This window comes from Acetatifactor muris, assembly GCF_024623325.1.
GTDB classification, from domain to species: Bacteria; Bacillota; Clostridia; order Lachnospirales; family Lachnospiraceae; genus Acetatifactor; species Acetatifactor muris.
Genome location: NZ_JANJZD010000005.1, coordinates 128,770 through 140,861, shown reverse-complemented (window position 1 = coordinate 140,861; position 12,092 = coordinate 128,770). Strand labels below are relative to the sequence as shown.

Here is a 12,092-nt window from a genome sequence, read left to right as displayed (position 1 = left end):
AGCACAGCGCGGGGGCTGTGAGGTCAGACTGAATAACAGGGAGGATGGCGATAGATGCGTTATCGTATTTTAAAACAGGAAGGGCGGGCAAAAAGGGCGGAGCTTGAGACTGTTCACGGGACAGTACAGACTCCTTTATTTATGAATGTGGGGACCGTGGCTGCCATCAAGGGTGCTGTGGCCACCTCGGATCTGGAGCAGATTAAGACCCAGGTGGAACTGTCCAATACCTATCATCTGCATGTGCGCCCGGGAGATAAAATCATCAGACAGCTGGGCGGGCTGCATAAATTTATGTCCTGGGACAGACCCATACTCACGGATTCCGGAGGCTTTCAGGTATTTTCTCTGGCTGGCCTGCGGAAAATCAAAGAGGAAGGCGTTTACTTTCGTTCGCACATCGACGGACGGAAGATTTTCATGGGGCCGGAAGAGAGTATGCAGATTCAGTCCAATCTGGGCTCGACTATTGCCATGGCATTTGACGAATGTGCGCCCAGCAGGGCGGACAGAAGTTATGTACAGGCGTCGGTGGACCGCACGGCCAGATGGCTGGAGCGCTGTAAAAAAGAGATGGCGCGTTTAAATAGCCTGGAGGATACCATCAATCGGGAACAGCTGCTTTTTGGGATTAATCAGGGTGCGATATATCCCGATATCCGGATTGAACACGCGAAGAGAATCTCGGAGATGGAGCTGGACGGTTATGCGGTGGGAGGCCTGGCAGTGGGGGAAACTCATGAAGAGATGTACCACATTCTGGACCAGGTGGTTCCCTTTCTGCCGAAGGACAAGCCTGCTTATCTGATGGGGGTGGGGACACCAGCCAATATTCTGGAGGGGGTGGAGCGGGGAATTGACTTCTTTGACTGCGTCTATCCCACCAGGAACGGCCGACATGGACATTTATACACCAATCAGGGAAAAATCAATCTGTTCAATGCAAAATATGAGCTGGATGACAGACCCATTGAGGAAGGCTGCGGCTGTCCGGCATGCAGACGGTATTCCAGAGCCTATATCCGCCATTTGCTGAAGGCAAAGGAAATGTTGGGGATGCGGCTCTGTGTACTTCACAATTTATACTTTTACAATACCATGATGGAAGAAATCCGGGATGCGCTGGATGAGGGCAGATTTGCGGAGTACAAAAAACGGAAGCTGACAGGAATAAATCCCCTTGACCAATAAGGCTTTTTTGTGTATGATACCTATTGTGGTTTCATGACAATGGAATTTGAGCGGAAAACATTTCAGCAGAGGGAACGGTTCGAACGGCGAAGGCAGAACGGACAGTTTACCGGTACAGACATTTAGTCGGAATGGAGGAAAAAATGGGTATTTTATTAGATGCAGCGCCAGATCCCGCGGCGGGGGGAATCAGCCTGATCAGTATGGTTCTTATGTATGCTGTCGTCATTGGCGCCATGTGGTTTTTCCTGATGCGTCCCCAGAGCAAGGAGAAAAAGAGAGTTGCAGCCATGATTTCGGCGCTGGAAATCGGCGACTGTGTGCTGACTACTTCGGGCTTTTACGGAATTGTGATTGACATCAATGATGACATGGTGATTGTAGAGTTCGGCAGCAACAAGAACTGTCGTATTCCCATGGAAAAATCGGCCATCAACCGTGTGGAGAAGCCCGGGGAGAACTGAGACTTCGACAGACAGATGTGATGGATGGAGAGCAGGAGCTGTTATACAACTGAATAGGAAATGAGAGACCGGTGTGTTCAGATGCCGGTCTTTTTTCATCTTGTTTTTTCCATATTGATGATGTAAAATATAAAAGTCATGTTATCAGTATGTTTTAAACTTGATAAAGTACATACAGCAGTATTCCATGCTGTTTAATTACTGTATGACATTTGTGGATGACTGGAGAAAGTAAATATTTACAGGTTTTGACACCATATATCTGACAGGAGACAACAATGAAAAAATATTTTAGACTATTGACAGTAATGCTGACGGTAATCCTTCTGGCCGGCTGCGGGAACGGTGTCGGCCATGGCGCTTCGCAGGCGGCGGAGTCGGGGGAAGCTTTGCATGAGACGGTACGGCAGACTGCTGCCGAAACTGTCCCGGAAGGCCGGGGAGAAAGTCTGACGAAGGAATCTTATGACGATACGGCAGACAGTTTTGACTGGGGGACTGCTGAGGATGCAGAGATCCCGGAGGAAAATGCAGAAGAATCTGGCAGGGAGACAGACGACACATTACCGGAGGATGGAGAATATTCGTCAAAGGAGGATGTGGCGCTATACATTTATCTGTATGGTCATCTGCCGGACAATTACATCACGAAAAAGGAGGCGGAAAAGCTGGGATGGCCGGGAGGATCTCTGGAGCCCTATGCGCCTGGAAAATGCATTGGGGGAAGCCGGTTTGGTAATTACGAAGGGCTGCTGCCGGAGAAAGAAGGGCGCAGCTATACGGAAGACCATTACCAGTCCTTTGAACTTTTGTATGGAGAAGAATAAAATGTATCTATGTGTCATAGACGGAGAAAAAATCACAGACAGGGAAATGCTTCATGAGATTCTGGCGGAGGGACTGAAACTTCCGGAATGGTACGGCGGGAATCTGGATGCTCTGTACGACTGCCTGACAGAGATGCGGGAGGAGGCGGAGATTCAGGTTCGGCATGAAAGCGTTCTGGAAGCGCATCTGGGCGGGTATGCCAGGGCCTTGAGGCGGGTTTTGTCCTCGGCCGCGGCGGAGAATTCCGGAATATCCTGTCGGTTTGAGTGAAGTATTTTCTCCTGTAATATAATCACACTTCTGTTATGCTTCCCCTTGATTCTTCATAATATTTTGTTGCTATTTACTTCTGAATCAGTTATTATAATAAGAAATGCTTTTGCAGCGCGGAATATTGGAACCGGAGAACGCAAAAGCGTAGATGAAAAGGCAGCAGAGTGTACTGTCTGACAGAAAGGACGGAAGAGTATGGAATTACATATCACATGTATTCCCGGCGACGGTATCGGGCCGGAGATTATAGCGGAAGCGAAGAAGGTGCTGGAGAAGACTGCTTCTGTATATGGACATAAAATTATTTTCGAAGATATTCTTATGGGAGGTGCGTCTATTGACGTACACGGCGTGCCGCTGACAGAGGAAGCAGTGGCGAAGGCGAAGGCGGCGGATGCGGTGCTGATGGGTTCTATCGGCGGGGATACCACCACTTCTCCCTGGTATAAACTTCCGCCCAATCTGCGTCCGGAAGCAGGTCTGCTGGCCATTAGAAAAGCGCTGAATCTGTTCGCCAATCTGCGTCCGGCCGTGCTGTATGACGAACTGGCAGGGGCCTGCCCGCTGAAGGAAGAAATCAGCAAAGCCGGCTTTGACATGATGATTATGCGGGAGCTGACAGGGGGCCTGTATTTCGGAGAGAGGAAGACTTTCGAAGAAAACGGCGTGATGAAGGCTGTGGATACCCTGACCTATGATGAGAATGAGATTCGCCGTATTGCCATCAAAGGATTTGACATCGCCATGAAGCGCCGGAAGAAAGTGACCAGCGTGGACAAGGCAAATGTGCTGGATTCTTCCAGACTCTGGAGAAAAGTGGTGGAAGAGGTGGCGAAGGACTACCCGGAGGTGAAGCTGGAGCATATGCTGGTGGACAACTGTGCCATGCAGCTGGTGAAGGATCCGGCCCAGTTCGATGTAATTCTCACGGAAAATATGTTCGGAGACATTCTTTCCGACGAGGCCAGCATGGTGACCGGCTCCATCGGGATGCTCGCCAGTGCCAGCCTGAATGACAGCAAATTCGGCCTCTATGAGCCCAGCCATGGCTCCGCGCCGGATATTGCCGGGAAGGATATTGCGAATCCCATAGCCACGGTCTTAAGTGCCGCCATGATGCTGCGTTACAGTTTTGACCTGGACAGGGAGGCGGATGCCATAGAGAGAGCAGTGAAGCAGGTACTGACCGACGGCTACCGCACCGGAGATATCTATTCTCAGGGCTGTGAGAAGGTTGGCTGCAGTAAAATGGGCGATCTGCTGGCGGAGCGGATTCGGTAAACAGAAGTCAATAGATTACGTTCATAAAGGTATTGCATTTCAGAAAGGTGAAGAAAATGAGAAGTGATTCGGTAAAAAAGGGTACGGCTCAGGCCCCCCACAGAAGTCTGTTCAATGCATTGGGTTATACGGAGGAGGAGAGACAGCGTCCGTTAATCGGCATTGTATGTTCTTATAATGAAATAGTTCCCGGCCATATGAACCTGGATAAGATTGCCGAGGCGGTGAAGCTGGGCGTGGCCATGGCGGGCGGTACGCCGGTGATGTTTCCGGCCATTGCGGTATGCGACGGGATAGCCATGGGACATGTGGGGATGAAATATTCTCTGGTGACCAGAGATCTGATTGCAGACAGCACGGAGTGTATGGCCCTGGCCCACGGCTTTGACGGTCTGGTGTGCATTCCCAACTGTGATAAAAATGTGCCCGGACTGCTGATGGCGGCGGCAAGGGTAAATATTCCCACCATCTTCGTTTCCGGCGGTCCCATGCTGGCCGGCCGTGTGCACGGACAGAAGAAGAGTCTGTCCTCCATGTTCGAGGCGGTGGGCAGTGTGGCTGCCGGCACCATGACCATGGAGGAGCTCTGTGAATATGAAGAAAAGGTATGCCCTACCTGCGGGTCCTGTTCCGGCATGTATACGGCGAATTCCATGAACTGTCTCACAGAGGCCATCGGTATGGGACTGAAGGGCAACGGTACCGTCCCGGCTGTTTACTCGGAGCGTATCCGTCTGGCGAAACATGCCGGTATGAAGATTATGGAGCTGGTGGAAAAGGATATCAAACCCCGTGATATTATGACAGAGGAAGCGTTCATGAATGCGCTGACTGTGGATATGGCTCTGGGCTGCTCCACCAATACCATGCTGCATATCCCTGCCATTGCCAGGGAAGCAGGGGTGGATCTGAATCTTGACATTGCCAATGAGCTGTCGGCGAAGACCCCCAATCTGTGTCATCTGGCGCCTGCAGGTCCCACTTATATGGAGGACCTGAACGAAGCAGGCGGTGTCTATGCGGTGATGAATGAGCTGACGAAAAAGAATCTGCTGAATCTGGACTGCATGACTGTAAACGGAACTGCCATCGGAGAAAATATAGCGAACTGCAGGAATCTGAATCCGGAAGTAATCCGGACCGCGGAGAATCCCTATTCCGAGACCGGCGGCATCGCCATCCTGAAAGGAAATCTGGCTCCCGACAGCGGTGTGGTGAAACGCTCTGCTGTGGTACCTGAGATGCTGGTGCATCAGGGGCCTGCCAGGGTATTCGACTGCGAAGAGGATGCCATTGATGCCATCAAGAGCGGTAAGATTGTGGCCGGAGACGTGGTGGTGATTCGGTACGAAGGACCCAAAGGCGGTCCGGGTATGAGAGAGATGCTGAATCCCACTTCCGCCATTGCCGGCATGGGCCTGGGTTCCAGCGTGGCGCTGATTACAGACGGACGGTTTTCCGGCGCTTCCAGAGGGGCTTCTATCGGCCATGTATCACCGGAAGCGGCGGTGGGCGGTCCCATTGCCCTGGTGGAAGAGGGGGACATCATCAGTATCAATATTCCGGAGAATAAGCTGGATATTCTGGTATCCGATGAAATTCTGGCGCAGAGACGGGCAAAATGGCAGCCCAGAGAGCCCAAAGTGACCACAGGGTACTTGTCCAGGTATCGGGAGCTGGTGACCAGCGGAAACCGCGGCGCAGTGCTGGAGTTCCCGGGCAGGTAGGTGATTGAATCTCGCCTTTTTTCCAGTGGACAGCTGCTGAATGGAAGGAACAGTAACCCGGAACAGATCAAGATTGACGGAGGAGAATGAGATGCAGTTAAATGGTTCGGAAATTGTTGTGGAATGTCTGAAAGAACAGGGCGTGGATACTGTGTTCGGCTATCCTGGCGGTTCTATTCTGAATATATATGATGCTCTTTATAAACACAGCGATGAAATCAGACACATTCTGACATCCCATGAACAGGGAGCCGCCCACGCGGCGGACGGCTACGCGAGAGCCACGGGAAAAGTAGGAGTGTGTATGGCCACCAGCGGCCCGGGAGCCACGAATCTGGTGACGGGAATAGCCACGGCCTATATGGACTCGGTTCCCATGGTAGCCATAACGGCCAACGTGACGCTTCCCATGCTGGGGAAGGACAGCTTTCAGGAGGTGGATATTGCGGGAGTGACCATGCCAATCACAAAGCATGGCTATATTGTAAAAAATGTACAGGATCTGGCAGATACCCTGAGAAGAGCCTTTGCCATTGCCAGAAGCGGCCGCCCCGGCCCTGTGCTGGTGGATATCACGAAAGATGTGACTGCGGCAGTCTGTGAATATACGCCTGTGCTTCCGGAAAAGCAGGAGCGCGTCTGCCTTTGCTCCCGGGAAGAACTGAAGCTGGCGGCAGATTATATCATGGCGGCGAAGAAGCCCTATATTTATCTGGGAGGCGGAGCCATCATTTCCGATGCCTGTGAAGAGGTTGCCGCTTTCGCCGAATTGATAGATGCTCCTGTATGTGATACTTTGATGGGGAAGGGCGGCTTTGACGGCAGAAGCCCCCGCTATACCGGCATGATTGGCATGCACGGCACGAAGACTTCCAACCTGGGTGTCAGTCAGTGCGATCTGCTGATTGCTCTGGGCGCCAGATTTTCCGACCGGGTCATCGGCAATCCGGGTAAATTTGCAGAAGGTGCGAAAATTATTCACATTGATGTGGATGCGGCGGAAATCAACAAAAATATCCGTGTGGACGCCAGTCTGGTAGGAGACTTAAAAGTTGTGCTCCAGAAGCTGAACGGGTATCTGACTCCTCAGGAGCATGGCGAGTGGATGCAGACCATCGCACAACTGAAGGAAAAATATCCGCTGCGGTACGATCAGGATCGTCTGTCCTGTCCGTATATTATAGAGACTGTGGACAGAGTGACGGAGGGAGAGGCACTGATTACCACAGATGTGGGACAGCATCAGATGTGGGCGGCGCAGTATTATCATTATACGAAACCCCGTACTTTTCTGTCATCGGGCGGTCTGGGGACGATGGGATATGGTCTGGGAGCCTGTATCGGCGCACAGCTCGGCCAGCCGGATAAGATATGCATCAATATTGCCGGAGACGGGTGCTTCCGGATGAATATGAATGAACTGGCCACGGCCAGCCGTTATCATATTCCCATAATACAGATTGTCATCAATAATCATGTGCTGGGAATGGTCCGCCAGTGGCAGACATTGTTCTACGGTAAGAGGTATTCACAGACAGTGCTCAGCGATAAGGTTGATTTCTGTAAGGTTGCGGAGGGACTGGGCTGTGCGGCCATTCGAGTAACGGAGAAGGAGGAGATCGGACCTGCCCTGGAGAAAGCCATTGCTCTGAAAGCACCGGTGTTAATCGAATGCGTGATTCCCGAGGATGACAAGGTATTTCCCATGGTTCCTGCGGGAGCTTCTATTACGGAAGTCTTCGACGGGGAGGATTTAAGGTAAAAAGATTCATATGAGAAAGATGTTTCGTTTCCTTCTGGTGTTTTTGCTTTGCGGTCTGCTGTTGAGCCTGGCTGGCTTTCTGGCGCTGGCATTGTACTATCGCAATAATTTTCCTGTCAATACCTGGATTAACGGTGTCTACTGTACGGGGAAGACCATAGAACAGGTGAATGAAGAACTGGTGAATGCGTGTGAAGCGTCTGTGCTGACAGTGGTGGATTTGGAAGGCAATTCCTGGGAAATCATGATGGAGGACGCGGGTATCAGACCGGATTATACTGCGGAGCTGAAGGCATATCTGCGGAAAAATACTTTTTTCGACTGGCTGGAGAACCTGAACAATCCGGTTTCCAGTGAGATTACAGCAGGAAAATATCTGGCGGAGGAAGAAAAGCTCCGCAGAAGCTTTGAATCCCTTGCTTTTGTGGGAGAAGAAAGAACCATGGAGGCTGGAGCGGCTGTCTGCCGTGATGAGAGCGGATTTTACTTTGTGGACGGAAATGCAAGGCGGCTGAACGAGGAAAAGGCCTATTCCGCTCTGAAAGAATGCCTGGAAAAGGGCGTCACTACCGTGAATCTGGAGGCGTGTTATGAAGACTTTTCCGACAGTCCGGCGGACAAGGTGCAGAGAGAGCTCTGGGAGCAGATTTGTGCCTATACGGACAAAAGCGGTAAAATTGTGTATGATATGGGAGCAGAGACAATTGCATTCACTCCTGATATCACAGCACAGTTCCTGAAGTCGGGAGCAGACGGCTGTCCGATTCTGGATGAAAGCGGCAGAATCATGGTGGACGAGGAGGCTGTTCAAAGCTGGGTGGAACAGCTTGCGGCAGATTACAACACCTGCGGTACGGAAAAAGAGTTTGAAGCCACCAGAGGAGATATCGTTACGGTAAAATATGTCACCTATGGGACAAAGCTGGACACAGAAGCGGAAATGCAGTATCTTCTGGAAGCACTTCAGTGGGAAAATGAAAGGACAGGAACAGAGATACATATTCCCGCATATCTTCAGGAGGGATATGTGCGCGGGCGGGACGATATCGGAGATACGTATATCGAAATTGATATGACAGAACAGAAAATGTATTATTATGCGGATGGGGAACAGATTCTGGAGACGGATATTGTAACCGGCAATACGGGCAGAAGGATGGGGACTCCCCAGGGAATTAATTTTGTCTATGGAAAGGAGCGCAACAGGACGCTGCGGGGACCGGGTTATGCTTCCTTTGTAAAATACTGGGTCCCGGTCAAGGGCAACATAGGCATTCATGATGCCAGCTGGCGCTCCAAATTCGGCGGGGAAATCTACAAGACGAACGGTTCCCACGGCTGTATCAACACGCCTACGGATATTATGTCGGAACTGTATGACATGGTGGAAATCGGGACGCCGGTTATTATGTTTTATTAGCGACAGTTCAGACAGGTTACTGGACTGTTACTTTTTTAAACCGGATGAATCAAAATAATTTAACAATGCAGTTGACTAAAGTGCCGGAAGCGAGTATTCTATACTAGAGGAACTAAATTCAGGAGGAGAATAGATGTCCAGAGTGTATAATTTTTCCGCAGGACCTGCGGTTCTGCCGGAGGAGGTACTACAGGAAGCAGCCGATGAGATGCTTGATTACAGGGGGACTGGCATGTCTGTCATGGAGATGAGCCATCGCTCCAAGGCATATGATACCATTATTAAGGAAGCGGAGGCTGATCTGCGTGATCTGATGAAGATCCCCGACAATTATAAAGTGCTTTTTCTGCAGGGGGGAGCCAGCCAGCAGTTTGCCATGATTCCCATGAATCTGATGAAGAATAAGGTGGCGGATTATATTGTGACCGGCCAGTGGGCGAAGAAGGCATATCAGGAGGCTCAGATTTACGGCAGGGCGAATAAGATTGCCTCATCGGAAGATGAGACGTTCTCCTATATTCCCGATTGTTCCGACCTGCCCATCAGTGAAGATGCGGATTATGTCTATATCTGTGAGAACAACACAATTTACGGGACAAAATTTAAGACACTGCCCAACACAAAGGGCAAGACTCTGGTGGCGGACGTGTCCAGCTGTTTCCTGTCGGAGCCCGTGGATGTGACGAAGTATGGCGTCATTTACGGCGGAGTCCAGAAGAATATAGGACCTGCGGGAGTGGTAATCGTGATCATCCGCGAGGACCTGATTACAGAGGATGTGCTTTCCGGCACGCCTACCATGCTGAAGTACAAGACCCATGCGGACAATGATTCCCTGTATAACACACCGCCTGCATATGGCATCTACATCTGCGGCAAGGTATTTAAGTGGCTGAAAAAGCAGGGTGGCCTGGAAGCCATGAAGGAATATAACGAGAAGAAAGCGAAGATTCTCTACGACTATCTCGACGAGAGCAAATTGTTCCGGGGCACTGTCCGCAGGGAAGACCGCTCTCTGATGAATGTTCCGTTTGTCACAGGCAGTGAAGAGCTGGATGCGAAATTTGTAAAAGAGGCGAAGGAAGCCGGATTTGAGAATCTGAAGGGACACAGGTCCGTGGGGGGGATGCGTGCCAGCATTTACAATGCAATGCCCATGGAAGGTGTGGAGAAGCTGGTGGAGTTCATGAGAAAATTTGAGAAGGAAAATGAAAAATAAATGTGATGGTTCAGGCAGGTTACTGAACTGCTGCAAATAAATAATGTTCTGGAAAAGAGGAAAATATGTTTCAAATAAATTGTCTGAATCCCATTGCTCAGGTGGGACTGAAAAATTTTACCGATCAATATGAAATCACGTCGGAAGTGAAGAATGCGGACGGGATTCTGGTAAGAAGCGCATCCATGCATGAGATGGAACTTCCGGAAAGTCTGTTGGCTGTGGCCAGAGCAGGCGCCGGTGTCAACAACATTCCTTTGGATAAATGTGCGGAACATGGTGTGGTAGTATTCAATACACCCGGCGCCAATGCAAACGGTGTGAAGGAACTGGTGATTGCCGGTATGCTGCTGGCGGCACGGGATGTGGTAAGCGGCATTGAGTGGGTGAAAGCGTCCAGAGAAGATCCGGATATTGCGAAGGCGGCGGAAAAAGCGAAGAAGAATTTTGCCGGCACTGAGATCAAAGGAAAGAAGCTGGGTGTCATCGGCCTGGGAGCTATCGGCGTGAAAGTGGCGAACGCTGCTGTGGCGCTGGATATGGAAGTGTACGGCTATGACCCGTATCTGTCCGTAAATGCGGCGTGGAGCCTGAGCCGTGCCGTTCATCATGTGACCAATGTGGAAGACATTTATGCCCAATGTGATTATATCACCATTCATGTGCCGCTGATGGATTCTACAAAGGGGATGATTAACGCGGAAGCTGTCGGAAAGATGAAGGACGGCGTGATTCTGCTGAACTTTGCAAGAGATCTGCTGGCAGACGAAGAGGATGTTCTGGAGGGGCTGCACAGCGGGAAAATTGCCCGCTATGTTTCCGATTTCCCCAATGCCACCACCGCGGGACAGAAAGGCTGCATTGTGATTCCCCATCTGGGAGCCAGCACGGAGGAATCCGAGGATAACTGTGCGGTAATGGCTGTGGAAGAGATGATGGATTATCTGGAGAACGGCAATATCAGAAACAGTGTCAATTATCCTGCCTGTGATATGGGTATCTGCACCAAAGCCGGACGGGTGGCGATTTTCCACAAGAATATTGCCAATATGATTACAAAATTTACTGCGGAGTTCGGTGAGAAGGGAATCAATATCAGTGACATGACCAACAAATCCAGAGGTGAAGTGGCTTATACCATGATGGATGTGGAGGAAGCGCCGACGGAGGAAATCATTCGGGCGCTGGAGAACATTAAAGGTGTGTTCCGGGCAAGGATTGTAAAGGGATGATTTGACAGGAGGATGCTTCATTCTCCGGGGTGACAGCAGACAAATGATTTCATGGACAGACAAAAAAGGCATATGCGGGAGAGCATATGTCTTTTCTTTATGTGCAGGGGCCATGGCATCTCTTTTTCGCCAAATACTTCTGTCCGGACAGTATAACTGATTACTTGACAGAGTGGTCTATTCATGATAGACTAAGTGCGGGTCTATTGTGGATAGACCAAAGAGGCAGGAAATATACGTTCAGGGTGAAGCAGGATATGGGATAGGCGAAAAGGAGAAAACGTTGTATGGAAGATGTGAAATTAGGTGTGGTGGAGACAAAATTTGCGGATATTATCTGGCGTCAGGAACCGCTTTCTTCCGGAGAACTGGTCACAATCTGCCGGGAGGAACTGAGCTGGAAGAAATCCACCACATATACAGTTTTGAAAAAGCTCTGCGACAAAGGCATTTTTCAGAATCAGGAGGGCAGAATTACTTCTCTGATTTCCAGGCAGGATTTTTATGCCGCCCGGAGCACGAAGTTTGTGGAGGACACCTTTGATGGTTCTCTGCCCGCTTTTATCGCGGCGTTTACATCCAGAAAGTCCCTGTCCCGGGAAGAAATTGCCGAGATCAGGGATATGATCGATTCTTCCGGCGGGGCCGACCATCGGCTGGGAAACCGGAAATGAGAGAGTGACGACTGAAAACTG

11 protein-coding genes are annotated in these 12,092 nt (G+C 50.4%); all 11 read left to right on the top strand.

Annotation, left to right across the window (positions count from 1 at the left end; translation table 11 throughout):
* Window positions 1–54: 54 nt before the first annotated feature.
* The 11 genes from tgt (at window position 55) to NSB25_RS06360 (ending at window position 12,071) form a co-directional block, all read left to right on the top strand.
* Window positions 55–1,191: a tRNA guanosine(34) transglycosylase Tgt gene (gene tgt, locus NSB25_RS06410; RefSeq protein ID WP_103238587.1), complete on the top strand. Its 1,137-nt coding sequence runs from the start codon at window positions 55–57 to the stop codon at window positions 1,189–1,191.
* Between the two features lie 203 nt (window positions 1,192–1,394).
* On the top strand, window positions 1,395–1,655 hold the full coding sequence (yajC, locus tag NSB25_RS06405) for a preprotein translocase subunit YajC (protein ID WP_442864770.1): 261 nt from the start codon (window positions 1,395–1,397) through the stop codon (window positions 1,653–1,655).
* 278 nt (window positions 1,656–1,933) lie between these two features.
* Window positions 1,934–2,482, top strand: a complete 549-nt coding sequence (locus NSB25_RS06400; RefSeq protein WP_242982327.1) for a ribonuclease domain-containing protein — start codon at window positions 1,934–1,936, stop codon at window positions 2,480–2,482.
* 1 nt (window position 2,483) lies between these two features.
* Window positions 2,484–2,753, top strand: coding sequence for a barstar family protein (locus NSB25_RS06395; protein WP_207656140.1), 270 nt, complete (start codon window positions 2,484–2,486; stop codon window positions 2,751–2,753).
* 198 nt (window positions 2,754–2,951) lie between these two features.
* On the top strand, window positions 2,952–4,037 hold the full coding sequence (leuB, locus tag NSB25_RS06390) for a 3-isopropylmalate dehydrogenase (protein WP_103238589.1): 1,086 nt from the start codon (window positions 2,952–2,954) through the stop codon (window positions 4,035–4,037).
* Window positions 4,038–4,093: 56 nt separating this feature from the next.
* Complete coding sequence (gene ilvD / locus NSB25_RS06385) at window positions 4,094–5,764, top strand: dihydroxy-acid dehydratase (protein WP_103238590.1); 1,671 nt, start codon at window positions 4,094–4,096, stop codon at window positions 5,762–5,764.
* A gap of 91 nt (window positions 5,765–5,855) precedes the next feature.
* Window positions 5,856–7,526 carry a biosynthetic-type acetolactate synthase large subunit gene (ilvB, locus tag NSB25_RS06380; protein WP_103238591.1) on the top strand — a complete coding sequence of 557 codons (1,671 nt, stop codon included), beginning with the start codon at window positions 5,856–5,858 and terminating at the stop codon, window positions 7,524–7,526.
* 10 nt (window positions 7,527–7,536) lie between these two features.
* The gene (locus NSB25_RS06375) at window positions 7,537–8,946 is read left to right on the top strand and encodes a L,D-transpeptidase family protein (protein WP_103238592.1); all 1,410 of its coding nucleotides are present in this window, start codon (window positions 7,537–7,539) and stop codon (window positions 8,944–8,946) included.
* A gap of 133 nt (window positions 8,947–9,079) precedes the next feature.
* The gene (gene serC, locus NSB25_RS06370) at window positions 9,080–10,165 is read left to right on the top strand and encodes a 3-phosphoserine/phosphohydroxythreonine transaminase (RefSeq protein WP_103238593.1); all 1,086 of its coding nucleotides are present in this window, start codon (window positions 9,080–9,082) and stop codon (window positions 10,163–10,165) included.
* A 65-nt stretch (window positions 10,166–10,230) separates the two neighbouring features.
* Window positions 10,231–11,397 (top strand): phosphoglycerate dehydrogenase, encoded by a 1,167-nt coding sequence (locus NSB25_RS06365; protein ID WP_103238594.1) that lies wholly within the window; start codon window positions 10,231–10,233, stop codon window positions 11,395–11,397.
* A 287-nt stretch (window positions 11,398–11,684) separates the two neighbouring features.
* Complete coding sequence (locus tag NSB25_RS06360; protein WP_103238595.1) at window positions 11,685–12,071, top strand: BlaI/MecI/CopY family transcriptional regulator; 387 nt, start codon at window positions 11,685–11,687, stop codon at window positions 12,069–12,071.
* The last annotated feature ends 21 nt before the right edge of the window (window positions 12,072–12,092 follow it).